Origin of the sequence: Chamaesiphon minutus PCC 6605 (assembly GCF_000317145.1) — a bacterium.
Taxonomy (GTDB): Bacteria; Cyanobacteriota; Cyanobacteriia; order Cyanobacteriales; family Chamaesiphonaceae; genus Chamaesiphon; species Chamaesiphon minutus.
Map to the genome: position 1 here is coordinate 4,778,363 of NC_019697.1, position 26,574 is coordinate 4,804,936.

The following is a 26,574-nucleotide window of genomic DNA, read 5'->3' on the forward strand; positions in this document are numbered from 1 at the left end:
GAAGTTGCTAGATGATGTGAATACATGAGTGCGAACGCGATTAAGTTTGGGACGGATGGTTGGCGGGGCGTAATTGGTGCAGAGTTTACATTCGAGCGATTGCTGATGGTTGCCCCGATTGCCGCAGCCGTGTTGGCAGATGCCTATACAGCCAAGACGGGCAATCGCACGATTATCGTCGGTTTCGATCGCAGATTCATGGCCGAAACCTTTGCCAAGCGGATGGCTGTTACTCTACAGCAGGATGGATTTGATGTAATTTTGAGCGATACTTATGCGCCGACTCCTGCATTTAGTTGGGCGGCATACAGTCTCAATGCACTTGGCGCATTAGTCATCACCGCTAGCCACAACCCTGGTGACTATTTAGGTTTAAAAGTTAAAGGTAATTTTGGCGGTTCGGTACCGCCAGAAATGACGCAACAGATCGAAGCAAGATTGGGCGAGACTTTACCGCCAATGGCACCGGGAACGCTGACAACCTTCGATCCGTGGACGAGTTATTGTCAGGAATTGCGTGGGAAAGTCGATTTAGCCAGCATTCAACAAGCGATTGCCGCACGTAAGTTGACAGTATTTGCTGACGCCATGCACGGTGCAGCAAGTACCGGACTAGAACGGCTCTTAGGCACGCCCATTATCGAACTCAATAGTAATGCCGATCCGTTATTCGATGGTGGTGCGCCGGAGCCATTACCGAAGTATCTGTCGCAATTAATGCGAACGATCCGCAGCCACAAGGATGAGTCAGGAGTAAGAGTCGGTTTAGTTTTCGATGGCGACTGCGATCGAATTGCAGCAGTAGATGGTTCGGGTGAATTTTTTAGCTCGCAAATCTTGATTCCTATTTTGACAGAGCATTTAGTCAAACGGCGGGGATTTACAGGCGAAATTATCAAGACGGTGAGCACGTCCAATCTCGTCCCCAGAATGGCAAAGTTATATAATTTACCAATTTATGAAACACCAATCGGTTACAAATATATCGCCGATCGGATGTTAGATACGTCAGTCCTAATTGGGGGCGAAGAATCGGGTGGTATCGGTTATGGCAATCATATTCCCGAACGCGATGCGCTACTCTCCGCTTTATATCTACTTGAAGCAATCGCTCAATCAAATCTAGCTCTAAGCGATTTGTACGGTCAACTCCAAACTCAAACTGACTATCATTTTAAATACGATCGCGTCGATATCCATCTCAAAAATATGGATGAAAGACTACGACTAATGGCGCAGTTAGAAAACCAGCCATTTACTAAAATTGCTAACATAGAAGTACGGGATCGCAATCTTGCTGATGGGTACAAATTTAATTTAGTCGATGATAGTTGGCTATTAATTAGATTTAGTGGAACCGAACCAGTACTCAGACTCTATTGTGAAGCACAAACACTCGATCGAGTACATCAAACGCTTGCCTGGGCACAAGATTGGGCAAAATCGATCGACACTTAGTAGGGATTTTGTCTGCGCAATCTCTATATTGAAGTATCGATCTGTTACTCGAACAATTAGCTAGTGAATAATTTTTACTAATAGTTAATCATGAAAACTTCGATCTACTTAACGGCGATTGCTACGACAGTTATTACTTGCTTGGGAATGGGATCTGCTAGGGCACAAGGTGTCTTTGTCCAACCTTTTCCTTCAACTGGTTACTCTTCGACGACGATTTTTGTACCATCCAATGTACCCGATCGCGGTTACACTAGCAGCCCCAGCGAGTACGGAGCGGTAGACCCCAATCTTTACCAAAATAATCGTACTTTTGGTTCGACAACGACAATCTACGACTATAGTCCTAACTACGGTAGCAAGGTGACTTACGGCAGCAGCTACCGCAATTATCGCAAACCCGCCCAGGTGACCTGTAGCACGTCGATAATCGGCAGTCCGATTCCCAGTCCGATTGCTTTGGGCGCGAATGGTCAACCTTGTCGTTAGAGAAACTAAAGTTAATACCGAGTCCGTGAAGGCGGACTTTGCACCACCAGCAGCGGTTTCTACCCGCTGAGGTTGGAATGCTAATCCTCCTGGGGACATTCTTCCCAGAGATTAGTATTTTGACGTAAGCTACTCCAATTACCTCCCCCTAAAATCAGATGATCCAATAGGGGAATACCCAATAATTTTGCACCAGCTAGCAACTGACGCGTGAGTTCGATATCGGCGTGGCTGGCGTGGGTGCTACCGGAGGGATGATTGTGCGCGACAATGGTTTTGGTAGCACCTTGCTTGAGAATTGCGGTAAAAATTTCCTTGGGTGGAGCTAGTGTCTCTGTCGCCGTGCCAATGGTAATTAACTGCGTCCCCAGCAACCGATTTTTGGTATCTAATAATAATATGGCAAATCGCTCTTGAGTAGACCACATTAACTCTTGACTGAGCGCGGCAGCCGCAGTATCGGGACTTTCGATAATTGCTCGATCTGGCGGACGTAACGAACAAGCGCGTTGTCCTAATTCTACTGCGGCCAGAATTGCCGTGGCTTTAGCTGGCCCCACTCCTGGAATCTCCATCAATTCCTGGGGATGCAAATCGCGCAATCTTTCTAACGGATCTCGCTGATGTTGCCCTAAGTGATTGAGAATATATTCACCTAATCCGATCGCCGATAGTTTACCAGGCCCTTGTCCCGTCCCCAATAAAATCGCGATTAACTCCGCATTTTTCAGGTGTTTGACGCCGTGGGCGAGCAAGCGTTCGCGAGGACGTTCGGTACTGGGGATATCGATGATACGAAGGCTGTAAGTCATGCCACGAAAGCGTAGTCGGTACGTAATTTAGAATTACTCGTCACTTTACGACGATTTGCTAGGCGATCGAATCGATATAATGGCCGATCTATTCTCTATCGAGCTGAAAATAATCTACCGTTTAGCCGCCACTCAGTTTGGCTTTGTAGCCTAATTTAGTGACAATTTCTAATAATTTTTGACGGTGGTCGCCTTGAATTTCGATCGTGTTATCCTTCATCGCTCCACCAGCACCGCACTGATTTTTGAGGGTCTTGGTGAGGCTGATAAGTGTCTCTGAGGATACCTGAAAGCCGCTAACGATCGTCACTGTTTTACCGCCTTTGCCCTTTCTAGACACTTCGATCTTGAGTTTATGCTGGTTAGGTGGTAATTCTGTGACTTCTTCTTCGGGTTCTTCGTCCCCGAATTCGCGGTAGGCGATTTTGTTAGTATCTTTTGCCATATTTCCCAGTGTGTTGATTGTCTGCAACAGAAAGATAGCTCCCTCTTCGATCTCATTTTACGATCGAGATAGCGGCATTCTATATTTTTCCTGCTCGCAAAAATCGGTAGGGGCAATGTCTTGTCTGGCATAATCCGGGAGGAAACCTCCCGGCTGCGAGCCGCTTCATGAATTGCCCCTACCGATTTTTGTTCGCGAACAATGTCTACATCCTTTCTAGTACCGGAATACCGAGTAAATCTAATCCTAACTTTAATGTTTTAGCAGTTAGATCGCATAACATTAACCGCGAGGTCCGTAAGGGTTCTTCTGCTTGTAAAACAGAATGTTTGTCATAAAATTGATTATATTTCTGACTCAGTTCAAACAGATACTGACACAATCGATTTGGGAGCAAATCTCGCTCGACTTCTGCAATAACTGTACTCAGTTGCAACAAGTGTTTGGCAAGGGTAAGCTCTAATGCTTCGTTGAGAATAATTGGGGCATTATCTCCAAGATTATCATAATCGATATTCCCTTTACGGCTGATTCCTTGGGGTCTGACATAGGCATACATCATGTATGGCGCGGTATTCCCCTGGAGTGCGAGCATTTTATCAAAACTAAAGACATAATTACTAGTGCGATTTTGGCTTAAGTCAGAGTATTTAACGGCACTGATACCGACAATATTGGCACTATTATCAATAAATTCTGGAGCTTCTTGTCTAGATTCTTCTATTAGTCGCGATTCTAGATCGTTGCGAAATCGATCGACAGCTTCATCGAGCAACTCTTTTAATTTGACAGATTCACCATCTCTAGTCTTAATTTTTTTACCGCCGTCACCTAATACTAAGCCGAAAGGAACGTGAAGCACTTCCACATTTTCGGGAATCCAGTTTGCTAATTTGGCAACTTGGAAAACTTGCGCGAAATGATCGGCTTGTCCGGCATCGGTGATATAAATAATCCGCTCGGCTTTGTCGGTTTGAATCCGATATCTAATGGCGGCGAGATCGGTAGTGGCGTAGTTATAACCGCCGTCGGTTTTTTGGACGATCAGCGGTAAAGGATCGCCGTCTCTGTTGGTAAATCCAGGGACAAAGACGCACTGTGCGCCGTCGCTTTCGACTAACAATCCCGTTGCTTTTAAGTCTTCAACTACGGCGGCTAAATAAGGGTTATAAAAAGATTCACCACGTTCGGTGAGATTGACATTCAATCTGTCATAAATCACCTGAAATTCGCGCCGAGATTGGTCGCAAAGCAGTTTCCAGGCTTTGATACTTTCGGGGTCTTGCGCCTGTAATTTGACTACTTCTTGTCTGGCGGCTTCCTTAAATTCTGCATCTTCATCAAAACGCTTTTTGGCTTGTTGATACAAAACAACAATATCCCCTAAATCGAGCGCATCAGCAGTCGTCAGAGCTTCGGGGTAGGCTTCCCGCAAGTAGAGGATTAACATGCCAAATTGGGTACCCCAATCACCGACGTGATTGAGTCTGAGCACATCGTGACCCCGAAATTCTAAGACTCTGGCGATACAGTCTCCCAGAATAGTCGATCGCAAGTGGCCGACGTGCATTTCTTTGGCGATATTCGGACTCGAAAAGTCTACGATGACACGTTGGGGTTTGTCAGCGACGGCTACCCCCAAGCGGCTGTCTGCCTGCATAGCTTGGAGCTGAGTGGCCAGATAGCTGGATTTGACGGTAAAATTGATAAAGCCGGGGCCAGCAATTTGGGGTGGTTCGCAGACTGCCGCTACATCTAGATTATCCACGATCGATTGAGCGATCGCGCGCGGCTGTTGACCCAATTTTTTGGCCAGTCCCATCGCCATATTTGCCTGATAATCCCCAAATTTGGGATTGCTCGATAATACGAGGAGAGGATCGGTGCCAGCATAATCATCCCCCAATGCGGCCACGATCGCGCGATCGAGTTGAGTAGTCAAGTATGCGAGAGTAGAGTTCATTTCAGGGCTGCGATGAATTAATAGCTAAGATCTATTATCCATTATCTACCGTCCACTCTAGCGACTGTCACATCCTGTCAGATTTTCCGACCCACTTATGGGTACAATCGCTACAGACGATTCTCCCCAGCAGCGATCGGACAGAGGCTATGCCAACGCGATTAGACGCGATTGTTAGTACCATTTTGATTTCGCACGGAGTCAGCTTCGCTACCGCAAACGCACCCCTATTTTCTAACAAATTGAATTATCTATACCCCTATTTTCTAGCATATGTTGCCTGCTAAAACACCTCCAGAGGCGAGTAAATTTAATGCTCTACTCAACAATCTATCGCTTTTATTGTTGTGGACTGGGCAAATTTTGGGACATTTAGGCAATCGCTTTTATCTAAAAGCATCACGCTCGATCGGATTTATGGGGATGGAGATAGCACCCGTTATGTGTTAGGTGATGTATTGTAACTATTACCGATCGGGATTTAAGGATTGACAGGATTGAGTTATCAGTGCAATCGACCCATTCACCCATCCACCCATCCATCCTCTGGTGGTACAGTCCACCTATTTACCCATCCACCCATTACCCCGTTAGCCTATGTTACCCGATCGAACACCCCCAGCAGCAACTGGATTCAAGGCTTTACTCAAGAATAAATATTTTATCTTCTTGTGGCTTGGGCAAGTCCTCTCGCAAATTGCGGATAAAGTGTTGATTGTTATGTCGATCGCGCTATTGACTAGTTACAATGTCCCCCTTAAATATGCGGCATCTTCTAGCTCGTATTTGATGGTTGCGACGACGATTCCGGCAATTTTATTTGGAGCCGCCGCAGGGATTTTTGTCGATCGCTATCCCAAAAAAAAGATTATGGTGTTGGCCGATCTCGTTCGAGGTTCGCTGATTTTATTATTGCCGATTCTACCGAGAGAGTTTATAGTTCTATTAATTATTACGTTTGTAATTTCGACAGTTACTCAAGCCTTTGCTCCCGCAGAACAATCGGCAATTCCACTCGTTGTTAGGCCAGAAAATTTGTTGACAGCTAACGCGCTATTTGCCACTAGCTCGACAGCTTCGATTATTATCGGGTTTGCGATCGGCGAACCTCTGTTGACGGCGGCAAGTAATATTAATAAATATGCCGGACAAGAAATTTTATTAGCATCGCTCTATTTTATTGCCGCCGGATTGGGGCAATTGGTAAAGGTACAAGAAACCATCGATACTAGCAAACATACCAGTAGGATTAACCCGTGGTATGAGTTGAAATCGGGATTTCGATATCTTCGCACCAATAAAATTTTATTAAGTGCCATGCTGCAAGTGGCGGTATTATCTTTTACGATCGCTGCATTGCCCGTGCTCTCGATCGAGCTAACGAAAGAGGTCGGCTTGAAACCAGAACAGTTTGGCTCTTTGGTAGCCGCCGCTGGAATTGGATTGGTCTTTGGAGCTGGCGTTTTAGGCCATTTTGGTAACCGGATTCAACAAAAATCACTACCACTAATTGGATTTATTGGCATGAGTGCGGTGATGGCTATATTTACATTTGTCAACAACATCCGGATCGGTTTGCTCTGTGGTGGAATTTTGGGGTTTGGTGCATCATTAATTGCCGTACCGATGCAAACGCTCATCCAAGAAAAAACACCAGAATCGATGCGCGGCAAGGTGTTTGGGTTTCAGAATAATGCGATTAATATTGCCGTAGCCGTCCCACTCTTAATTGTTGGCCCGTTGACCGAGCAATTTGGCCTCCAACGAGTATTATGGGTGATGAGTGGCATTGTTACGCTCGCGGGGGTTTTGGCTTGGAATGGTACTCGTCATGTGTTAGAAGATGCCATGCAGGAGGAATCTTGATTGACGGACATTTACGACCGCCTAGGCAGTACGCAAGCTTCGGGATGCAGTTAAATGTTGGGTCGATAATGGCAAGCTGTGAGCCGATTGTGGCAGTAGCGAGCAGATCTAGGTGAAATGGCTGATGGCCGTGTGTCCGAGATCGGGTTATCTTTGTGATATGAAGTTGGTTCGAGCTAATTTAGATTGGCAACCAGCGTCAAAAATATTTTTTTAGTAACTGCTGCTCTCATTTGCATCTGTTTACGAAAGGAAATCGGGGTTTTAAATTTGAATGGCGTTCGTTAGTAATCTAGCGATCGCCATTTTTTTGTCGATCTCGTTGGCTCAGAAACCCGACTTCTCAGACTCGACAAGGGAGGCACGATGGGTCGCTTGACACCATCATTGTCTCCTGTCTGAGAGTAGAATTGCAGCTTATTACAGCGAACTAGCAGCACTATCTGACTTGGGGCGATAGTACTCCAGACAAGTTCGTAACATCTGCGGGTCGAAAATAATCGGCAAGAAGTGAATACTGTTGACTTCTTTGAAATAAAAGAGGATCGGTGCGGGCTGCCAAAAAATCTCCCAATTTTCCCATTCAGTGTAGGGGAACGTGCGAATGATATTACTGCCACGATAGACATTGAGCGTGGTGGTAGTAAATTCTAATTTGATAATTGCGGTTTGAATTGACAGAAATACACCAAAGATCCCAACTGCTAAACCTACCCATAATTGAAATGTGGCGATCGATATCGATGCAGCAATCAGGACGATCGGAATTTTGTAATTGGGTGCGAGTACTACTCGATCGGGCAATCGCTCTGACATAGGAGTGCTGATCATCGGCTAACTATCTCGTTGGCTACAGTTCTTCTTCTATTTTAACCATCCATCAGGATTTGAGGATTTGAGGATTCGGATGCGCGCTCCTTGGGTTCCCCAATGATTCATCGCACCAAGCAGGATTGACAGGATGAAATTGTCGGCACTATCCATCCACCCATCTACCCATCTACTTATCCACCCCTCTTCCCATCTATGTATCCCCTAGTTTGTTGAGAAACGTTAAGCTAAGCAAAGGATTGTAAAATTTATGGGGCGATTGAGGTTTACGAATGATACGACAGGCTACAAATCGCGGACTCTGGGTGGCAGTATCGCTGATTGGAATTTGGGCAACAAGCACGACAATACTGTTGAATGTAGACCTCGATCGGGTGCCAAACTGGCTGAAAATGGTAGGCTTTTTGTGGCAGATGTTTTTGTATGTAGGGTTGTTTGTAACGGCACATGATGGAATGCACGGATCGATCGCGCCATCCCATCCCAAATTGAATGATGCTATCGGTAGCTTCGTATTATTTGTCTATGCGATGTTCCCATTTGCCAAGATGCGTCAGATGCACAATCTCCATCATGATATTCCCGCACGCGTAGGCGATCCGGACTTTCATAATGGTAAAGACAAAAATTTCTTTGGGTGGTATTTCAACTTCATGCAGAATTATTGGAGTTGGCTGCGGCTGGGGCTATTGATTTCGACATTCCATATCGTGCATCAAGTACTCCACGTTCCCGAAAGTAATCTCTCTTGGTTTTGGGTATTTCCTTCGGTTATGAGTTCCTTTCAACTATTTGTGTTTGGGACATTTCTACCCCATCGCGAACCTGTAGATGGATATATCAATGAAGCTCATGCGACTAGTACGCCTTTTTCGGAGTTTTGGTCGTTTATTAGTTGTTATCACTTTGGCTATCATGAGGAGCATCATCAATTACCGCATCTCGGTTGGTGGCAATTACCAGCAGCAAGGAGACAGGGTTTGGGGACGAGTGAGTAGTAGATAATAGATAGCAATTTGTGTAACTCGTACGGAGTGGCTACGCCAACGTCAGGTTTCCCGACGGTGATGAGTGCGACGACAGCCGCCAAGGCGGCGCGCGAGCTTCGAGACAGTGGATAGTGAATAGTTCATAGCGCACCATGTGACTAGGTAGTTACTTGGTGCGATTTTTCTATTTTCAGAGCGGGAAGTGAGTAATCATCAAAATTCGATCGCGCTGCTAATTTAGCAATTTTTTAGAACTTAAGTACTATTTTTGAGCAATTCATGGTATACTTGTATTAGTAAGCGATTGAAGGCTAATCGCTCTACTTCACGGCTTGCAATCTCGATCGACATCTTCAGCACAATAAAAGCTGCCGAGACAGCTAGCAATCCAGACAGGCATCGCTCGATCGATGCAACCAGAGAACTTTACCTTATCTCCAGAGCAGATCTATGACTTACTCTAAAACCAGAGCGACAAAAGACAATACTGCTGACTACTCCCACGATCCAGAGCGGCATCCCATTGCTGTAGCACCTGATCGCACCGACGTCGTTACACTTCACAACCCGATTCCAACTGGCACCGAACGCAGCCAAACTAGTACGCCGGAGGTACGCGATCGATTTGCCGCGCCAGAATACGTCAATCCCAATGCTCGTCTGCCCAGAATTCAAGCATTACGCGGAGAAAATGGTGCCAGCGAATGCGGCTATTTCATCACCGAAACCGAAATGGCCAGAGCTGGCTGGGCAAATGTCGATGAAAGCGAACTAATCGTCTATGAATATAATAGTGGCGGCAAAGAACGGGGCTTATTAATTCAATCGCCTCGGATGTTAGTAGTACCACGCAGTCCTTTATTTGCCTTCGACAGACAGGCTTCTCGCACCGAAGAAAGATTGGTTGTTGCCGGACAATACAGCAAACAACTTTATAGCAATCGCGAAAAATATGGTACCGCACAATGCTACGAAGTCTTGTTGCTCGATGCCAACAATCAACCATTACATGAAATCGGTTTAGCTTATATCGCTAAAGGTGCCAATCAGGCCAGTTTTAGCTTTCACTGGCAACAATTAGTTAATGAAGTAACTAAGTGCCACGCGATCGCCAATGACATTCCTGCCAGAGCTAAAGATGCTCGCTTTAATAGTCTGTGTGTCTTCCAATTTACCGTCAAACGCGAACTGGCTGGCAACAATGCCAAATCCCCTGCTTGTAAAGTTCACAGCCATGTCGCACCCACTCAAAGTAATTGGGAAGAGTTCTTTTTAGGTCGGCAAGACGAGATTGCCAATCGTTTTCTCAATCTCTTAGCTCCTACTACCGAATTAACTTTGCCACAATCTAATACATTGAGTTTAGCAGAAGCAAGTGGCGATGCGATCGGTCACGAATTTGCTACATAAATCTTTGTTAGTTTAGCACGCGATCGACAAATTCAATAATATTTATGACTAGAGATATTACTGATAATATCTCTAGTTTTGTGATATGCTTTTAGACAAACGATCGTGATAATAGTTTTTGTTTTTGACTACTTTGCACTATCGATCGACTAAAAAGGTTTTAAAAAGGAATCGAACGAGATGCTACTCGATCGTTATTTATCCTCTACCAGCAAACCGCGAAGATGAGAGTTGCAGCATTAGGATTGGATGTCGGGAATAAGCGGATCGGGGTAGCTGGCTGCGATGGCTTGGGATCGATCGCAACTGGGATTACAACAATTTGGCGTAGCTCGTTTCAAGAAGATATCGCCCAACTAGCTCAGATTATCGCCGAACGCGAAGTAGAAATTTTGGTAATTGGTTTGCCATATACGATGGATGGCCAAATCGGTTCGCAGGCAAAAAAAGTTCAAAAATTTGCGCGGCGGGTAGCAGCAGAAATCGCTCTACCGATCGAGTATGTAGACGAACGCTTGACGTCTTATGCAGCCGAACAAATTATGAAAGATGCCAATATCTCAATATCTCGAAACAAAGCGACGATCGATCGGATTGCGGCGGCAGTGATTTTACAGCAGTGGCTCGAAGAGAGGCATGTTAACTGAAGAGGGTAAAGTAGCATTAAGATCGTATGTGGCTGAAATTAGTAAGATTTCTGAGAACCCATTAGGATTAAAACCGATCCTATTATTTAAAAAGTATCAACTCGACGACTACTCAACCTTGCGCAGTGTCTCTAACACCATCAACTTATTAGAAGCTGAAGATTTATTAAATCTCGATGCTTTATTACTATTAGTGATGGTCAAGTACGATGTCTTCGAAAAATTAGGCCCGATCGTCGGTATTGCTGAGCAGTACAATCGACCGGAAACCTATAGTAAAATGTTGCAATATATTGGTCTAAAATCTCGTCACGAAGTTTCTTATCAAAAATTTCAAGAATTTTTATTGTTACTCAAGCAATGGGAAACTCATTATAAGACGATCGTCAATGTACGCAATAAGTATTCAGAGAAAGATTATCAACTTCCTAAAGAATTTGGTACCGAACCACCAGGATTTGGACTATATCAAAAATACAAAGATAGTTTTCATCTAATTGCCGAGCCAGCCGTAACACGCGCCGTGACTGCTGAGGTAGCACAAAACGAATCAGAGTCACCGATATTAACTGGCGTTAGTTAAAACTGTTCGATAGCTAGAGCGCGCTCTGGCTCTAACGATCGGGCTAGCACGATCTATTCACCCGCAGCAGCCCGATCTCATCCCAACTGACAGTGCGCCTCGCCCCCTAGCTCGATCCAACCGCGAATCAATCCAGAGGTGGACTGAGCCGCCGCACATCGCCCCGACGCATCGATGACGATCGCGCCACCCTCGCCATTGACCTTGGCTACCAAATAATCGATTCCCGCCTGCGCCGCAGCCTGGGCATCCAGCCCCCGAAACTGCACGAAATCAGAAATTGTTTTGGCAAACACCGTCCGCAAAAACTGCTCGCCATAGCCCGTTGCCGACACCGCACAAGTGTCATTATCGGCAAATACTCCCGCCCCGACGATCGGTGTGTCGCCCACCCGACCCCAGCGTTTATTTACCAATCCACCCGTAGACGTCGCCGCTGCCAGATTGCCGTGTAAGTCGCGCGCTACAGCCCCGATCGTACCTAGCTTTTGAGACGGCTTAATCCGCTCGTGGTCTAGCGTCATCCGTCCTGCTACTTGTGCCTCAGCTAATTGTTTAATCCGAGCTTCCGTGATGAAATAATCGTCAGGATAAGTTTCGATCGCGCAAAATTTGGCAAATTCCAACGCACCATCGCCCATCAGCAGTACGTGTTCGCCATGCTCTAACACACGCCGCGCTAGAGAGATCGGATTTTTGATACTTCTGAGGCAAGCCACCGCTCCCGCTCGCAGATCGCGCCCATCCATCAGGGCGGCATCCATTTCCACTTTACCATCGGCATTAAGTACCGAGCCGCGTCCGGCGTTATAGAGTCGATCGTCTTCCAGCAGACTCGCGCAATATTCCACCACATCCAAGGCACTATCGCCGCTCTCTAACCGTTGGCGACCCCGTTCTAAAATTGCGGTAATACTCTCTCTAAATGTCGCTTCGCTGGCTTCATGTTTGAGATCTTCTAGGGCACCAGCACCGCCATGAATCATCAGGGAATAAGAGTTGGACATGGTTATCGTAGTTGCAAGTTAAGTTTTTTCAGTCGCAGCGCACTAATACTGTAGGCGATCGCGCGCTCGATTCGCCCACTCTAAGGTTAAAGTGCGTTTCTAGGTCAATTTCTCCATATAGAAAAACTCTGGCGTTGCTTCAGTCACACTAAATCCGAGTCGTTCGTAGAAACTTTTGGCTGTCAATCCAGCCATGACGTGTAGACGCACTGGCATCTTTGACTGTGATGCCTCAGCAATTAGGTTTTCTAGTAAAGCCGTTCCAATCCCCATCCGTTGATATTCCGGCAAAAGATAAATTTGTGCTAGTTGAATGTGTGTCGGATGTCGATCGACTACAAACACGCCCACAGCAATGTCCGCAATTAGAACGATCTGCGCGTTGGGGTCGCTACTCTTTTCCACTGCTTCACGCCGAACTCGATCTTCATCCCATCTACCCCAAGTATTAATAATAAACTCGCGCATGGTGAGATCGATAACGCTGTAGAAAAGTGGTGCATCATCAATACTCGATCGACGGAGCATGAAAGTTGGTGAGGTCTTCATCCACAATTTTAAAGATGAGATCGATTCAGCTATTGCAACAATACATCTGCGGGGATACCCCAGTGACGATGCAGCACGCAAATCATCGTGGTTGGCGTACTGCAATGACTTCGGCTACCAAAGAACTGCAATGAACCCGACTTCTTCAAAAACGTCAGGTTTGGATTCTAGCTGGGCATTAGCTCATCTAAGATCCGAAAGCAAATGTGATTGATCGCCAGATCGCCCATGGAGAGATGCTCTGGCTTGTCGATCGCTTTCATTTTTTCAAACGAGATTCCCTTACCGATTTCGGTGTGATACCAGGCTAGACCCATGAAAAAACGTTGGGGATAGGGGCCGCGTTCGATCGTGTCGTCCATATTCGATTCCATTGGTAGCCAGCCAATTCCAGGGATATAGAACTCTAGCCAGACATGGTTAAAATCGGGTTGAAGCGGCACTTGGCGACGATCTGGGTAGGGGGGGCATTTATACCGTCCGATCGTCCGACAGGCAATGCCATTGAGGCGCGCTAGGGCGAGTAAGACGCCGACATATTCGCCACAGGAGCCGACGCCTCTTGCTAGGGCGATATCGGGAGTGTCGATCTTGGGCTGGATGCCATAGGATAGTCGATCGTAAACATAGTTCCGAATTTTGAGCATCTTGCGTAGCACATTTGTCTCTGTACCGACGGCTTCCTTGGCCGCCTGAATCATGGTATCGGTGTCCATGGCTAAATCGTCGTCATCGACTAAATAGAGCTGTGCTAGCTCGGCAGGGAGGGTGAGGCGATCGTCGATATCGTCGGGAGAGAGGGAATATTTCAGACCGTACATTTCGATGACTGCTTTCCAACCCAGCAAACCGCCTTGGTTGGGAGCGAGCTTATCGAATTTAAAGACAGCGACTTTTTGACCGTCTTGTTCTTCGATCGTACATTCACAACCGATCGCTTCAACGTGGCGCACGCGTTGGCGTAAGGTATTTGAGGGCAAGGCAATCCGCCACTCAACCTGGTTTAGCGCGACAGCTTCGAGGGGCAATAGTTCTTCGACATAGGATAGTTCGATCGCGAAGCCATTGGAGAGGGTGTAGTGTGCCTCCGGCTCGTGGTGGAAATATAAAGGATGGATGAAGGTGCGATCGCGAAATGTCAACTGGTAAGGCGATTTAGCATTGGGATCGTCGCGAATATATGGTTCTTCGTCAGCGTACACCACATAGCAAATCGGCTCGGCTCCGTCGGTAGGATAATAAAAGGCGATGCCTGTCGGCGAGCTAAATGGGGTGAGCGCGCTAAATTTAAGATCGCCTGTCGTCCGATCTAAACAATAGACGGTTTGCTCGGCACGATCGGCAACCCACAGCGCATCGTTATGTAATACTAACGTTTCGCAACCCACGCCGGGTTGAGGGATGCGTCCGGTAGATTCCCCTGTCGTGCGATCGAAAATATGAATATAGCCAGATTTCTGACAACTGACGTAAACCAATAAGTCGCTGACTGCCACTCCAGTTACCGGATAGGGCAACCGCGTAAAGACTGTTGGAGTTAGGGTTTGACGATCGCACCAGATCGCCTCCTGTCCTTTGGCAAACCAAAATGTGTCTTCCCAAACGCTCAACCCGCTCACCCCAATCCATTCGCCAACATGATGCGGATTGAGAATCGTCGTGTTATTGGTGTGTGGATCGATCCTCACTAGATAGCCCCGGATTGCATCCACAGCCAGCAAATGGTTACCATCCGCAGCCAGTCCGGAGAGAGCATACACGCCAATCGGTCGAATGGTAGAATGCGGTAGTGGAATCTGGGAGAACTCGCCTTCAGGATTAGGCATAGATCGATAGGCTTGATAAAGTATCAACTAGTATATCTCTCTAACTCGAACCAGATCTGGATTGCTGCTGTGGCCAGCAAAGATGCTCGTTTCTGTCACTCGTGATACATTATAGCTGTCTGACCTATGGCTAGGATTGAGGTAGCGGATTTTTGTTCGCGCTCTGGCTGCAAATCTGGCCGTTAGCCGACCCGATTTCTAAATAGCCCCGTCAGCCATCATCGTCATTGCCGCCAAGGATACAGCCGAATCATGAAAGTTCTTTATGACCCAGACAAAGATATTTTGCAAATTAGTTTTGTCGATACGACCGTTGAGGAAACGGCTCAAATCGCACCCGGATTGGTCGTAGATTACGACGTAGATGGCCATACGATCGGATTGGAAATTACCAAAGCATCAACCAAAGTCGATAATCCTTACGCAATCTGCTACGTTGTGGGTACAGCTAATGTAGATAAGCCCAGACCCACAGAAAAGAATTAGGCCAGTCAAAGCTAGCGCAACTCCCGCTTAGATCGAAATTGCAGGCAAGGATGGAAGATAAACAATATCGGGGCTTTAAATAAACTTCAGCACTGAACTATTCAGCTAGTTCTCAATCATTCGTCCAGCACTCTGCGCCGACGAGATCGATAATCCGACCTCTTAACAAGTAGTCATATTCGTTCAATAGGTGTTCGACTTCTGGCCATTGACGATCGTCAAAAAATCGCTTGAGTTCGTAGATGCGTTGCTGACGACCGACCGACCCGCGTGCTACCAGAGCACGAACTTCATCTTGAAAGTCACTGATGCAATATCGTTCTAAAACGGCCATGGGGGTTTCCTCTTATGAAATTTAATAAAAATAGTTAGAGCGAAAGCGATTAAATTTACCGAACAGTATTATTTGCTACAGTTATCTCTATTGGTATCTGCCGATCGGTATATCTTTATTAAACCTCAAATTTGAAGATCTGGCTTTCGATAAATATTATTTTTACAGGATTGTGCGATGCTAAGCGCGCAATTGCTACAATTGTCGCGAACTACCGCTCGTCAATGTCGGGACTACTTACGACTTAGTTAGCGCATCGCTGTAGCGATTTTTACCCACCCATCGAATTTAGTTCGCAATTAAACCAAACATGACTAATGCAGTAAGAATCTTGATGTGCGCGCCCCATCATTACGAGGTCGATTATGTAATCAACCCGTGGATGGAAGGAAATATACATCGCTCATCGCGAGAGCAAGCCGAGGCGCAATGGCATCAACTTTATCAAGTATTGAAAGACTATGCAACGATCGATCTGGTCGAGCCACAGCCAGGATGGCCAGATATGGTATTTACCGCCAATGCTGGTTTGATCTTAGGTAATACCGTCGTCCTCAGTCGCTTTTTTCACCCCGAACGTCAAGGCGAGGAGCCTTATTTTCAGCAGTGGTTTGAAAGTCAAGGCTACAAAGTGCATACCTTACCCAAAAGTTTGCCGTTTGAGGGAGCGGGAGATGCCCTGCTCGATCGCGGCGGACAGTGGTTGTGGGCGGGTTACGGCTTTCGATCGGAACTAGACGCTCACGCTTATTTAGCGCAGTGGTTGGATGTAGAAGTATTATCCCTCCGATTGGTCGATCGACGGTTTTATCATCTCGATACCTGTTTTTGTCCCCTCAGCGATGGATATTTATTGTATTATCCACCCGCGTTCGATACCTATTCTAACCGACTGATCGAATTACGCGTACCTGCCGAGAAGCGGATCGCGATCGAGGAAGCGGATGCCGTGAATTTTGCTTGTAATTCGGTGAATGTCGAGCGGACGATTGTCGTTAATAAAGCTAGTGATAGCTTGAAGCAAATCTTACACGCTCGCGGCTTTAGCGTTATCGAAACGCCCTTGACTGAATTTCTCAAAGCAGGTGGCGCGGCTAAATGTTTGACGCTACGGACGACCGAAACGTATCGCGAATCGCCCCAAGTTTCGACCATTCCCAGCCGGATCGTCCAACTTGAAGGTCATTTATTAGACTCCGGTTTAGTAAATCGCGTTCTCGATACGATCGTCGCAGGTGGTGGTAGCTTCCAAGTCATCAACTTCAGTCTTGGCGCGCAGCGGTTGGATACTTCCACCGCCGAAGTTAAAGTCTCAGCTCCCGATGCGGCGGTGATGGCCGATATCATGGGTCAATTGATCGACCTCGGTGCAGTCAGTCCCTCCGAGGACACTACCGACGCCAATCTCGCCCCAGTTACCCAGCCAGGAGTCGCGGCTGATGACTTCTATGCCACTACAATCTATCCGACCGAAGTCTCGATCGCGGGTAAGTGGATCGAGGTACAGGGACAGCGGATGGATGGCGCGATCGCGGTAACTCAGACACCCGCTGGGGTTGTCGCCCGCTGTAAGCTGCTACGGGAGCTAAAAGTTGGGGAATCTGTCGTCGTCGGTAGCGAGGGCATTCGCACCAAACGCAACACCACGACACTCAAAAAGAACGCCACCGAAGAATTTAGCTTCATGGGTGCGGGCGTATCTAGCGAGCGACGGGTGGAATTAGTCGTCGAACAGATTGCCTGGGATCTGCGCCAAATCCGCGATCGCGGTGGCAAAGTGGCCGTCGTCGCGGGGCCAGTTGTAATTCATACAGGCGGCAGCGAACACCTCAATCGACTGATTCGCGAAGGCTACGTTCACGCTCTACTCGGCGGTAATGCGATCGCGGTTCATGATATCGAGCAATCCTTAATGGGTACCTCCTTGGGTGTCGATATGAAGCGCGGCACCTCTGTCCATGGCGGTCACCGCCACCACCTCAAAGCGATCAATACCATTCGTCGCTGTGGCAGTATTGCCAAGGCGGTAGAACAAGGTGTATTACGCAGCGGGGTAATGTACGAATGCGTCAAAAATAACGTCCCGTTCTCGCTCGCCGGATCGATTCGCGATGATGGCCCCCTGCCAGATACCCAGATGGATTTAGTCGCAGCGCAGGCAGACTACGCTCGCTTAATTGAAGGTGCCGACCTAATTTTGATGCTGTCGAGTATGCTCCACTCAATCGGGGTGGGCAATATGACCCCCGCAGGCGTGAAAATGGTCTGTATCGATATCAATCCGGCAGTAGTGACTAAGTTAAGCGATCGCGGCTCGATCGAGTCAATTGGCGTCGTTACCGATGTCGGGCTATTTTTGAGTTTACTGGTGCAACAACTTAATAAGCTTACTGGGCAATACGCTCGTTAGGGGATAGGGGATAGGGGATAGGGGATAGGGGATAGTGAATGAAGGTTAGAGGGTAGAAAGTATGCGGCAGGAGGTTTGAGGTGTTGTGGAACGGCGTTCCACTATCCATTACTCATTACCGATCGCCCATCCACCCACTCTCCGCTGCCCGTACTGTCAAATTCAATACATCCATTCTTGCTGTTTATTGATAAGTTCAGATCGGCCTGCATCCTGTGTCTCGATCCCCATTGACGATCGCATCGGCGGTAAGTCTGTCTCGACCTAAAATTTAGATCGATCCAATTTAAAAAACAATCCTGACGACAGATAGATCGATCGATTGACTCCAGATACAACCATGTATTCCCAATCCGCAATCCACAATCCACAATGGTATGAGATTTTGGTTCGCTCTGGTGATATGATGGAAGACTTGAAGTCTTTGTTATGCTTAAAGTAACGCCTTTTCTAGACCATAAATCTATGTTAATTTCGACCCATTATCCAGTAATGGTGATTGGTGGAGCAGAAGACAAAGTCAATGGGTGCGGCATCTTAACCGCTTTCTTTAAAAGTGCTGGCGGCAAGATGGCGACAATCGGCATCATCCCCTGCGCCTCACAAGAACCCAGCGTTGTTGGCGATCGCTACTACCAAATATTTAAGGGGATGGGTGCCCAGCAAGTGCAAATACTCGATATTCGCCAGCCTAAAGAGTGCGACCAAGACCGTTGGCTAGATATTTTAGCTAATTGTACTGGCGTATTTGTCACTGGCGGAGATCAATTGCGCCTCCGCGATCTAATTGGCGGCAGTAGGTTTATGACCTCCATCAAAGAGCGCATCGCACAGGGAGAACTCGTCTTAGCCGGAACTAGTGCTGGTGCGGCGATCGTTGGCGAGCGGATGATTGCTGGCGGCAGCAGTGGCGAATCTCCCAATCAATCATTAGTCGATCTCACCACTGGCTTGGGCATTTTTCCAGAACTGCTGGTAGATCAACATTTCCACAACCGCAATCGCATGGCGCGATTGATCAGCGCGATCGCTGCCCATCCCGACAAGTTAGGAATTGGGATCGATGAAGATACCTGTGCGGCATTTGAAAATGATGGTACTTTTGAAGTCCTCGGCCAAGGCACGATTACGATCGTCGATCCGGGTAAATTAACCCATACTAATTATCGCGCAGCCACTCAAAGTTCGCCCCTGAGCCTACACAATCTTACCGTTCATGTCTTGAGTCCCGGCGATCGCTATGACTATCAAAACCGAGTAGTATTATCATAGCCGCTAATGTAAAAGTATCGATCGACACTCGTTTTAAAGATCGCTGGCAAGTTTTGATGAATTTAGCCACTCGATCGCCACGATCTCGATCGTTGTGTATCCAGCAATACTGAATTAGACCCTCAACTTGAAATTAAGTAAGAGTGGCATATTAATTCGATCGAAAAGAGTTTGACTCTAGCAGCAGATTCCCAAACTCAGCGTTTCAAATTTTATTTAAAACTACAAAATTACACTCACATCAGGGTGTAGTAAGCTAAAGGTATCGATCTACATATGAAAATTCTCCAAACTCAAACGCTTCGAGGTCCGAACTACTGGAGCATTCGTCGCTCAAAGCTGATTCTCGTGCGGCTGGATTTGGAGGAGCTAGCCGATCGCCCATCTGATACCCTTGAGGGCTTTCACGATCGCCTAGTCTCAGTTTTACCCAGTTTAGAAGAACATCATTGTTCGCCCGGTTGCAAGGGCGGCTTCCTAAGCCGGGTGCGCGAAGGTACCATGATGGGTCATATCCTGGAGCATGTGGCTTTAGAACTGCAAACTTTAGCCGGAATGCCAGTCGGCTTCGGACGTACCCGCGAGACAGCCACTCCTGGTGTCTATCAAGTTGTCATCGAATATCAGATCGAAGCTGCCGGACGATATGCCGCCAGAGCGGCTCTGCGGTTGTGTCAGAGCATTATCGAAATGGGCACATACCCCCCAGCCGAACTCGAACGCGATTTGGAAGACTTGATCGAGATGCGTAATGATGCGGCTTTGGGTGCTAGTACCGACGCCTTGGTCAAAGAAGCCGAAGCGATGGGAATTCCCTGGATGCATTTAGAGACGTGCGATTTGTTCCAGCTTGGCTACGGCAAACATCAAAAACGCGTCCAAGCGGCACTGACATCTTACAGTAATATTCTGGGCGTCGAACTAGCCTGCGATAAAGAAAAAACCAAGAAGATCTTGGCAGGGATGGGCGTTCCCGTCCCGTTGGGAATGACGATTTACGCCTTTAACGAATTAGCTGCCGCGATCGATCGCTTGGGCGGTTATCCCATTGTAATTAAGCCCCTCAATGGCAATCACGGGCGCGGCATTACGATCGACATTCGGGACTGGGAGCACGCCGAAATCGGCTACGATCGGGCGCGGGAAGTCTCTAGCGGCGTAATTGTCGAACATTTTTATCAAGGACGCGATCATCGAATTTTGGTTGTCAACCACAAAGTCGTCGCAGTAGCCGAGCGGGTACCCGCCCATATAATCGGCGATGGCAAACTGACGATCCGCGAATTAGTCGATCGCGAAAACCAAGATGTCCGGCGCGGTACGGGTCACGACAACATGCTGACCACGATCGAACTAGATGACTCCACCGATGAGATGCTGCGACTGCAAGGCGTCACGCTGACGACAGTACTCCCACCAGAGCGCGTCTGCTATCTGCGCGCGACGGCCAATCTGAGTACGGGCGGCATCGCAATCGATCGGACCGACGAGATCCACCCCGAAACCGTGTGGATGGCCGAGCGCGTCTCGCACATTATTGGTCTGGATGTCGCTGGCATCGATGTAATTACCACAGATATTACCAAAACTCTACGCGAAGCTGACGGCACGATCGTCGAAGTCAATGCCGCACCCGGATTGCGGATGCACATCTCGCCCAGTCAAGGCGTCGGTCGCAATGTTGCCGCGCCGATCCTCCAGATGCTATTTCCGCCCAATACTCCCACGCGGATTCCGATCGTCTCAATTACGGGGACCAACGGTAAAACTACCACCACGCGCTTAATCGCCCACATCTTCAGTCAGATGTACGATTCGGTAGGTTATACCACCACCGACGGTATCTATATTGGCGGGCGATTAGTCGAAAAAGGCGATACCACTGGGCCGCAAAGTGCCCAAATTATTCTCCAAGATCCGACGGTAGATATTGCGATCCTAGAAACCGCACGCGGCGGTATTTTACGATCGGGTTTAGCTTTCCAGCATTGCGACGTCGGTGTCATTTTAAATGTCGCTGCCGATCATTTAGGCTTAGGCGATATTGAGACCATCGACCAATTAGCCCGCGTCAAAGGCGTCGTTGCCGAAGCCGTGCGCGCCGATGGTTATGCCGTCCTCAATGCCGATGACGAGCGCGTAGCCGCTATGGCCGACCAGGCACGCGGGAAGGTCGCCTATTTCTCAATGGATGCCAATAACCCATTAGTGCGATCGCACGTCCAACGTGGTGGCATTGCCGCAGTTTACACTAATAACTACATCACGATCTTGCAGCAAGATTGGGTACACCGGATTGAGAGTGTTGAGCGCGTACCGTTGACTCTGGGCGGACGGGTACCCTTTATGATTGCCAATACGCTGGCAGCCAGCCTCGCCGCCTTCGTGCAGGGTGTCAGTATCGAGCACATTCGCACCGCCTTACGCAGCTTCCGCGCCTCTGCCCAGCAGACCCCAGGCCGGATGAATTTATTCGACCTCGGCAGCTATCACGTCTTGGTAGACTACGCTCATAACCCCGCCGGATATGAAGCCGTCGGTAGCTTCGTCAAAAACTGGACTGGCCCAGCAATTGGGGTCGTTGGGGGGCCTGGAGATCGGCGCGATGAAGATCTGATCGAACTAGGCAAACTTTCAGCCACATTCTTCGATCGCATTATCATCAAAGAAGATGATGATACCAGAGGGCGCGCTTGGGGCGAAGTTGCCGAACTAATCGTCCAAGGCATCGAGCAAGTCATCCCCGCTGCCGAATTGCCAGCCAGCCACTCAATTATGCTCAATGAGGCCGAGGCAATTGGCTGGGCATTAGATAACGCCCCCGAAAATGCTCTGGTGACCATCTTCCCCGATAACGTCACTCGCGCGATCGAGCTAATTATGGCGCGCAATCCGATTATTGACAAACCAGAAGCGATGTTTTCTGCCGAAGTCAAGCCAGACAACGTGCCAGTCTTCGACACTATGAGTGCTGGCAGCAACGGCAGACACAGTAGCATTTAAATCTGATGTTAGACCGAAAAGGCGATCGAGCTAGATGTATTTAGTTCGGTCGTCATCGATCGTGAAAGTCTTCGATTATGCAATTTAATCCATCGATCGATCTGGAGCGGTCGATAATCGCGATCGATGCCGCCCAAGTTCCGCCCGTACTAAGCCATATAGCTATCCCGAACCATTCGCATCGCGCATGACAGGACGCCAAAAGCGATCGCTTGGCAAAGACTTTAGCTCCTTGTCAGTAGTTTTGTTCTGACAAAATTGACTTGCTCCCGCTCGATCCTGACAGTCAGTAGTCGATCGATGTTGACGTCGAACGACCACTGACGAGATATTTACTACATTGATTTGACGATGGAATCGTCATAGAGCGATTCGACTTTGAGGGGTTGAGTGACAAATTTAAATTCTTCAGCCGCTTTGGTAGTCAACTCTAAATTACCAATCAAGCTTTTGGGGTTGCTTTTATCGAAAGCAATTGTCTTGTTCGCCGCCACGTCGAATAACTTCACCCCCGCCAATTGCTCTTTGACTTCAGCCGCAGTTACGCCCATTTTGTCACCAGAAATTTTCAATGCTTCTGGGTCGCTAGCCATGACGAGCTTGACGGCTTTATCGACAGCTTTAAAGTATGATTGGAGGTCTTTCGAGCGAGTTTTGATGAGTTTGTCGCGGACGACCACCACATCGGCAATTAAGTTGGTATCTTTACTAGAAAAGATGATATTGCCACCACCTAGCTTGGCATTTTTAGTTAAATAAGGCTCATAGGTAACAGCTAGATCTACTTGCTTTGAGCCAAAAGCCGCAGCTGCTGCACCAGCTTCCATATCTTTAATCTTCAGATCGGCCTCAGTTAACCCACCCTGCTTTAAATAAGCTTGCAGCAATACTTTTTCAAAGAGCACGTTTTCCCTAGCGGCATTTTTACCCTTAGCATCTTTCGGTGTGGCAATATTCCTACCGATAATGCCATCGGCACCATTAGAATAATCGACTAAGTAGGCAATTTTTAATGATGGATCTTTAGCGATTGTTTGAATTGCATCGCCCGATGTCAACCAAGCAATATCAGCCTTACCAGCTAATACCGCAGTGATTTCTTCACTAGCACTTTGGAAAAATAAATCTTGAACATTCAAGCCTTCTTGTGTAAACAGTCCCTTTTTGACTGATACATAATGCCCTGAATAACCTACCCAGTTGTAAGCTGCCGAAACTAGGGGTGCGGATGCGGCTGTTGGTGCAGAACTATTATCAGGGGCATTAGTCTTTGGTTGCTGCGTACAGGCAATGGTTAATACAAAAGCAGTTATTGCTAAGAAAGTGCAGCGCAACCAAGCAGATAGTTTGAACATGAAGTCGAAAAAATAAGAGAGTAGTTAAACAAATGAAATCGCCACTACACATTGGATATAGAGCGCGATAAATAATTTCTCTATCTATTCCAACAGTAGACTAATGACGGATCTGGTCTGCCCAAGGAGTGAGGCGGCGAGATACCCACTTCAATCCATAATCTATGGTAAGGCCGATCGTGCCAATTAATACAATACAAAATAGAACTTTATCGGTTTGCAAGAACCTTTGAGCTTGAATAATTTTAAAACCTAGACCATTTTGGGCAGCCAATAACTCGGCAATCACCACAAAGTTCCAAGCTCCAGAAATATTTACCCGTAATGTATCGAGCACGCTAGGAAAAGTCGCAGGTACGATTACTTTCCATAGGACATCCCAGCGATTGGCACCCATAGTATATGCCACATTAATCATTTCATTGGGAATGAATTTGACGGCATCGGCTACCATGATGATGTTATATAATACAACCCCTAGGGTAATAATCAAAATTTTCGAGGGTTCGCCCAAACCTACCCAGATAATAATCAGCGGGACAAAGCCAGTAATCGGCATATAGCGCACCGTACCGACGATCGGCGAAAATAAGCTATCCATGCTGTAAAAAGTGCCGATTGCCAAGCCCACAGGGACGCCAATTATGGCCGCCAGCACAAAGCCAGCCAGTACTCGACCGCAACTAGCTAAGACATCTTCGCCCAGGCTGTTTTCTGCAAACATTGTCAATCCGGCTGATAGCACTGCCAGTGGGGTAGGCAAGAAAGTCGGCGGTACGAGCTGGAGCGAACTAACGATCGTCCACAGAGTCAACGGTAATGCCAATGACAAGGCCACTAACAACCACGATAACCGCTGCGGAAATCCCTGCCGAATACTCCAAAAGATTGAAGGTGAAAGATAACGATGCTGGCGGGTCGGCGGTTTGGGACTGGGGACGGAAATGGATTCAAGCACTGCGATATCCTTTTAAGATTGATGTTTGGTATTAACTTCTTGCGGGCATCCCGGCTGGCGGCGGCGATCGAGATATTCCCCTAAAATGTGCTGATACTTGTCGCGCCCGAACGATCGATAATGTCCGGGGTAAACAGTTGAGATGGGTAGTTTTTGGAGCCGCTCGTAGGTACGAATATAGTCAGGAATATTACTGCAATGCAGCTCGTCTAGCAATTCGCCATCGTAAATGACATCGCCAGAAAATAAGGCTTGCGATTGCGGGTCGTACAAGGCAATACATCCCGTCGAATGTCCGGGTAAATGCAAGACTTCCAACGCGCGATCGCCCAGATCTAGCACATCCCCATCCTGCAAAATTTGGGTGGGTTCGGCAGCATTAAAGGTGTACTCGTCTACTCTAAAACCCTGATGGGGTAACATCTCAAAATGGTCTAGATGTATCCAGCCCGGTTGAGCGCACAAGGCTTCATAGGCATCTCCTGCCCGCAATGCTTGCGCCTCTGCCGCATGAATGGCACGGCGATCGAATTCATGGATGCCTCCCGCATGGTCGAAATGAATATGAGACGCAACTGCCAGTAGTGGTTTGTCGATTAACTCAGCTAGATGCTGACGCAGGCTGGCTACGCCCAATCCGGTATCGACCAATAAATCTCGATCGCGCCCTTTAATTAGCCACAGATTGGCCCGGTTGTACCAATAATAATGCGGCTCTGTAATCAGATACAGTCCTTCTTCGATCCGCTCGGTAGCAAACCAGCGTTGGCAAAGCCTCTCGGAACGAGAATCGCAGACTTGTTTGGTTGCCATTACCTCACTCCTGACGCATGAGCTGAAGTACTTGCCGTTTAATAGCTACGAACTCTGGCGCGAGCTTGATATCGAGTTCGCGATGTTCGGGTAGATCGACGAGAATCTCACTTTGCACTCGACCCGGGCGACAACTCAGTACGTATACCCGTTGGGATAGATAAATAGCCTCTTCGACATCATGCGTAATCATCAATACCGTGACATGGGTTTTCGACCACAGTTCGAGTAAAAATTCTTGCATTTGTTCTTTAGTTTGAGCATCTAAAGCACCAAACGGCTCATCCATCAATAGTACAGCAGGTTCGTTTGCTAATGCTCTGGCGATCGCCACCCGCTGCTTCATTCCTCCAGATAACTGTTTGGGATAACTATTGGCAAATTTTTCTAGCCCTACCACATTCAGGAAGTAACCAACTTTCTCGCGCTGTGCCGATTTAGACATCTGCTGAAATTGCAACCCAAAAGCGATATTTTGAGCTACGGTCAACCACGGATAGAGAGTATAACCTTGAAACACCATCCCGCGATCCGAGCCAGGTTTACCCGTGACCGAGCGACCGTCTATCAATACCGCTCCGCTGGAAGGTGGGGTGAGTCCAGCGATAATATTCAGCAGAGTTGACTTGCCACAACCAGATGCGCCAACTAGACAAATAAATTCTCTGGGGAAGATTTCAAGATTGATATCTTGCAGTACGTTTAAGTGGCGATCGCCTCTGACAGGATAAGACTTGGAGAGGTGCTCGATCGACAGTTTCGGGGCTTGACGATCGAGCAATCTTACAGATGTCTGTTCTTGAAGCGTGCGGCTATTCATATATAGTGTGTTGATTGCCAGTAGTTAAAAAATAAATATAATTACCTCCAGAATATCCCTCACTCTGGGATTTTGACCTCAGCCAGATGAACTTACTTGCCCCAGCTACTCGACTCAAACCATTACTAATTAAATAACAAGATCGGGTTCGTAAAATGCTTGCAGAGAACATTTTATCAGCAAAGAGATCGGTAATTGAGGTGGGTGATGGTAAACTGAAACTATGGCTCGAATCTCAACAATTGTCT

Annotated in this window: 24 protein-coding genes; 11 read left to right on the forward strand and 13 right to left on the reverse strand. The window is 47.5% G+C overall.

Annotated elements, in window-relative coordinates; genetic code table 11:
* Positions 1-24: 24 nt before the first annotated feature.
* Together CHA6605_RS21745 and CHA6605_RS21750 are read left to right on the forward strand one after the other, a co-directional pair.
* On the forward strand, positions 25-1,458 hold the full coding sequence (locus tag CHA6605_RS21745) for a phosphoglucomutase/phosphomannomutase family protein (protein ID WP_015161534.1): 1,434 nt from the start codon (positions 25-27) through the stop codon (positions 1,456-1,458).
* A gap of 90 nt (positions 1,459-1,548) precedes the next feature.
* Entirely contained in the window at positions 1,549-1,947 is a 399-nt protein-coding gene (locus tag CHA6605_RS21750; RefSeq protein ID WP_015161535.1) for a hypothetical protein, read from the forward strand.
* A gap of 80 nt (positions 1,948-2,027) precedes the next feature.
* On the opposite strand, the gene radC is transcribed toward CHA6605_RS21750, so the two are convergent.
* From radC to argS, 3 genes are all read right to left on the reverse strand, one after another.
* Positions 2,028-2,759, reverse strand: coding sequence for a RadC family protein (radC, locus tag CHA6605_RS21755; RefSeq protein WP_015161536.1), 732 nt, complete (start codon positions 2,757-2,759; stop codon positions 2,028-2,030).
* A gap of 121 nt (positions 2,760-2,880) precedes the next feature.
* Positions 2,881-3,204 (reverse strand): translation initiation factor, encoded by a 324-nt coding sequence (locus CHA6605_RS21760; protein ID WP_015161537.1) that lies wholly within the window; start codon positions 3,202-3,204, stop codon positions 2,881-2,883.
* Positions 3,205-3,409: 205 nt separating this feature from the next.
* Positions 3,410-5,167, reverse strand: coding sequence for an arginine--tRNA ligase (gene argS, locus CHA6605_RS21765; RefSeq protein WP_015161538.1), 1,758 nt, complete (start codon positions 5,165-5,167; stop codon positions 3,410-3,412).
* 597 nt (positions 5,168-5,764) lie between these two features.
* Between argS and CHA6605_RS21770 the strand changes: the two genes are divergently transcribed.
* Positions 5,765-7,033, forward strand: coding sequence for an MFS transporter (locus CHA6605_RS21770; RefSeq protein WP_015161540.1), 1,269 nt, complete (start codon positions 5,765-5,767; stop codon positions 7,031-7,033).
* A 420-nt stretch (positions 7,034-7,453) separates the two neighbouring features.
* Here the strand turns inward: CHA6605_RS21770 and CHA6605_RS21775 are convergent, their stop codons facing one another.
* Positions 7,454-7,864 carry a DUF3119 family protein gene (locus CHA6605_RS21775; RefSeq protein ID WP_015161541.1) on the reverse strand — a complete coding sequence of 137 codons (411 nt, stop codon included), beginning with the start codon at positions 7,862-7,864 and terminating at the stop codon, positions 7,454-7,456.
* A gap of 272 nt (positions 7,865-8,136) precedes the next feature.
* On the opposite strand from CHA6605_RS21775, the gene CHA6605_RS21780 reads away from it, so the two are divergent.
* The 4 genes from CHA6605_RS21780 (at position 8,137) to CHA6605_RS21795 (ending at position 11,493) form a co-directional block, all read left to right on the forward strand.
* Complete coding sequence (locus CHA6605_RS21780) at positions 8,137-8,862, forward strand: fatty acid desaturase (protein WP_015161542.1); 726 nt, start codon at positions 8,137-8,139, stop codon at positions 8,860-8,862.
* A 441-nt stretch (positions 8,863-9,303) separates the two neighbouring features.
* On the forward strand, positions 9,304-10,263 hold the full coding sequence (locus CHA6605_RS21785; RefSeq protein ID WP_015161543.1) for a DUF5895 domain-containing protein: 960 nt from the start codon (positions 9,304-9,306) through the stop codon (positions 10,261-10,263).
* Between the two features lie 224 nt (positions 10,264-10,487).
* A complete protein-coding gene (gene ruvX / locus CHA6605_RS21790) occupies positions 10,488-10,910 on the forward strand; it encodes a Holliday junction resolvase RuvX (protein ID WP_015161544.1) in 423 nt (140 codons plus the stop codon).
* On the forward strand, positions 10,900-11,493 hold the full coding sequence (locus tag CHA6605_RS21795; protein WP_051038956.1) for a hypothetical protein: 594 nt from the start codon (positions 10,900-10,902) through the stop codon (positions 11,491-11,493). Before ruvX ends, CHA6605_RS21795 begins: the two co-directional genes overlap by 11 nt.
* Positions 11,494-11,570: 77 nt before the next feature.
* On the opposite strand, the gene CHA6605_RS21800 is transcribed toward CHA6605_RS21795, so the two are convergent.
* The 3 genes from CHA6605_RS21800 to CHA6605_RS21810 all read right to left on the reverse strand — a co-directional run bounded on the left by CHA6605_RS21800 (position 11,571) and on the right by CHA6605_RS21810 (position 14,875).
* Positions 11,571-12,500, reverse strand: a complete 930-nt coding sequence (locus CHA6605_RS21800) for an isoaspartyl peptidase/L-asparaginase family protein (RefSeq protein ID WP_015161545.1) — start codon at positions 12,498-12,500, stop codon at positions 11,571-11,573.
* A gap of 99 nt (positions 12,501-12,599) precedes the next feature.
* On the reverse strand, positions 12,600-13,049 hold the full coding sequence (locus tag CHA6605_RS21805) for a GNAT family N-acetyltransferase (RefSeq protein ID WP_157260070.1): 450 nt from the start codon (positions 13,047-13,049) through the stop codon (positions 12,600-12,602).
* Positions 13,050-13,216: 167 nt separating this feature from the next.
* Positions 13,217-14,875 carry a transglutaminase domain-containing protein gene (locus CHA6605_RS21810; protein WP_015161547.1) on the reverse strand — a complete coding sequence of 553 codons (1,659 nt, stop codon included), beginning with the start codon at positions 14,873-14,875 and terminating at the stop codon, positions 13,217-13,219.
* A 252-nt stretch (positions 14,876-15,127) separates the two neighbouring features.
* Between CHA6605_RS21810 and CHA6605_RS21815 the strand changes: the two genes are divergently transcribed.
* On the forward strand, positions 15,128-15,361 hold the full coding sequence (locus tag CHA6605_RS21815) for a DUF2283 domain-containing protein (RefSeq protein WP_015161548.1): 234 nt from the start codon (positions 15,128-15,130) through the stop codon (positions 15,359-15,361).
* Positions 15,362-15,473: 112 nt separating this feature from the next.
* On the opposite strand, the gene CHA6605_RS21820 is transcribed toward CHA6605_RS21815, so the two are convergent.
* Positions 15,474-15,695, reverse strand: coding sequence for a DUF4327 family protein (locus CHA6605_RS21820; RefSeq protein WP_015161549.1), 222 nt, complete (start codon positions 15,693-15,695; stop codon positions 15,474-15,476).
* A 310-nt stretch (positions 15,696-16,005) separates the two neighbouring features.
* Between CHA6605_RS21820 and argZ the strand changes: the two genes are divergently transcribed.
* The 3 genes from argZ to cphA all read left to right on the forward strand — a co-directional run bounded on the left by argZ (position 16,006) and on the right by cphA (position 22,380).
* Positions 16,006-18,105, forward strand: coding sequence for a bifunctional arginine dihydrolase/ornithine cyclodeaminase (argZ, locus tag CHA6605_RS21825; RefSeq protein WP_015161550.1), 2,100 nt, complete (start codon positions 16,006-16,008; stop codon positions 18,103-18,105).
* Positions 18,106-18,534: 429 nt separating this feature from the next.
* On the forward strand, positions 18,535-19,377 hold the full coding sequence (locus CHA6605_RS21830) for a cyanophycinase (protein WP_015161551.1): 843 nt from the start codon (positions 18,535-18,537) through the stop codon (positions 19,375-19,377).
* A 276-nt stretch (positions 19,378-19,653) separates the two neighbouring features.
* Positions 19,654-22,380, forward strand: a complete 2,727-nt coding sequence (gene cphA, locus CHA6605_RS21835) for a cyanophycin synthetase (RefSeq protein WP_015161552.1) — start codon at positions 19,654-19,656, stop codon at positions 22,378-22,380.
* A gap of 162 nt (positions 22,381-22,542) precedes the next feature.
* Here the strand turns inward: cphA and CHA6605_RS36310 are convergent, their stop codons facing one another.
* The 5 genes from CHA6605_RS36310 to CHA6605_RS21855 all read right to left on the reverse strand — a co-directional run bounded on the left by CHA6605_RS36310 (position 22,543) and on the right by CHA6605_RS21855 (position 26,326).
* Positions 22,543-22,701: a hypothetical protein gene (locus CHA6605_RS36310; protein ID WP_269744521.1), complete on the reverse strand. Its 159-nt coding sequence runs from the start codon at positions 22,699-22,701 to the stop codon at positions 22,543-22,545.
* A 14-nt stretch (positions 22,702-22,715) separates the two neighbouring features.
* A complete protein-coding gene (locus CHA6605_RS21840; protein WP_015161553.1) occupies positions 22,716-23,735 on the reverse strand; it encodes an ABC transporter substrate-binding protein in 1,020 nt (339 codons plus the stop codon).
* Positions 23,736-23,835: 100 nt separating this feature from the next.
* Positions 23,836-24,693 (reverse strand): ABC transporter permease, encoded by an 858-nt coding sequence (locus CHA6605_RS21845; RefSeq protein WP_015161554.1) that lies wholly within the window; start codon positions 24,691-24,693, stop codon positions 23,836-23,838.
* Positions 24,694-24,705: 12 nt separating this feature from the next.
* Positions 24,706-25,506 carry an MBL fold metallo-hydrolase gene (locus CHA6605_RS21850; protein ID WP_015161555.1) on the reverse strand — a complete coding sequence of 267 codons (801 nt, stop codon included), beginning with the start codon at positions 25,504-25,506 and terminating at the stop codon, positions 24,706-24,708.
* Positions 25,507-25,510: 4 nt separating this feature from the next.
* A complete protein-coding gene (locus tag CHA6605_RS21855) occupies positions 25,511-26,326 on the reverse strand; it encodes an ABC transporter ATP-binding protein (protein WP_015161556.1) in 816 nt (271 codons plus the stop codon).
* Between the last annotated feature and the right edge of the window lie 248 nt (positions 26,327-26,574).

Coding starts and splice junctions, on each gene's coding strand:
- cphA (WP_015161552.1), top strand. CDS start 19,654: ATGAAAATTCTCCAAACTCAAACGCTTCGAGGTCCGAACTACTGGAGC.
- CHA6605_RS21785 (WP_015161543.1), top strand. CDS start 9,304: ATGACTTACTCTAAAACCAGAGCGACAAAAGACAATACTGCTGACTAC.
- CHA6605_RS21810 (WP_015161547.1), bottom strand. CDS start 14,875: ATGCCTAATCCTGAAGGCGAGTTCTCCCAGATTCCACTACCGCATTCT.
- CHA6605_RS21855 (WP_015161556.1), bottom strand. CDS start 26,326: ATGAATAGCCGCACGCTTCAAGAACAGACATCTGTAAGATTGCTCGAT.
- CHA6605_RS21820 (WP_015161549.1), bottom strand. CDS start 15,695: ATGGCCGTTTTAGAACGATATTGCATCAGTGACTTTCAAGATGAAGTT.
- ruvX (WP_015161544.1), top strand. CDS start 10,488: ATGAGAGTTGCAGCATTAGGATTGGATGTCGGGAATAAGCGGATCGGG.
- argS (WP_015161538.1), bottom strand. CDS start 5,167: ATGAACTCTACTCTCGCATACTTGACTACTCAACTCGATCGCGCGATC.
- CHA6605_RS21815 (WP_015161548.1), top strand. CDS start 15,128: ATGAAAGTTCTTTATGACCCAGACAAAGATATTTTGCAAATTAGTTTT.
- CHA6605_RS21780 (WP_015161542.1), top strand. CDS start 8,137: ATGATACGACAGGCTACAAATCGCGGACTCTGGGTGGCAGTATCGCTG.
- CHA6605_RS21750 (WP_015161535.1), top strand. CDS start 1,549: ATGAAAACTTCGATCTACTTAACGGCGATTGCTACGACAGTTATTACT.
- CHA6605_RS21745 (WP_015161534.1), top strand. CDS start 25: ATGAGTGCGAACGCGATTAAGTTTGGGACGGATGGTTGGCGGGGCGTA.
- CHA6605_RS21840 (WP_015161553.1), bottom strand. CDS start 23,735: ATGTTCAAACTATCTGCTTGGTTGCGCTGCACTTTCTTAGCAATAACT.
- CHA6605_RS21760 (WP_015161537.1), bottom strand. CDS start 3,204: ATGGCAAAAGATACTAACAAAATCGCCTACCGCGAATTCGGGGACGAA.
- argZ (WP_015161550.1), top strand. CDS start 16,006: ATGACTAATGCAGTAAGAATCTTGATGTGCGCGCCCCATCATTACGAG.
- CHA6605_RS21775 (WP_015161541.1), bottom strand. CDS start 7,864: ATGATCAGCACTCCTATGTCAGAGCGATTGCCCGATCGAGTAGTACTC.
- CHA6605_RS21805 (WP_157260070.1), bottom strand. CDS start 13,049: ATGAAGACCTCACCAACTTTCATGCTCCGTCGATCGAGTATTGATGAT.
- CHA6605_RS21770 (WP_015161540.1), top strand. CDS start 5,765: ATGTTACCCGATCGAACACCCCCAGCAGCAACTGGATTCAAGGCTTTA.
- CHA6605_RS21800 (WP_015161545.1), bottom strand. CDS start 12,500: ATGTCCAACTCTTATTCCCTGATGATTCATGGCGGTGCTGGTGCCCTA.
- CHA6605_RS21830 (WP_015161551.1), top strand. CDS start 18,535: ATGCTTAAAGTAACGCCTTTTCTAGACCATAAATCTATGTTAATTTCG.
- CHA6605_RS21850 (WP_015161555.1), bottom strand. CDS start 25,506: ATGGCAACCAAACAAGTCTGCGATTCTCGTTCCGAGAGGCTTTGCCAA.
- CHA6605_RS21795 (WP_051038956.1), top strand. CDS start 10,900: ATGTTAACTGAAGAGGGTAAAGTAGCATTAAGATCGTATGTGGCTGAA.
- radC (WP_015161536.1), bottom strand. CDS start 2,759: ATGACTTACAGCCTTCGTATCATCGATATCCCCAGTACCGAACGTCCT.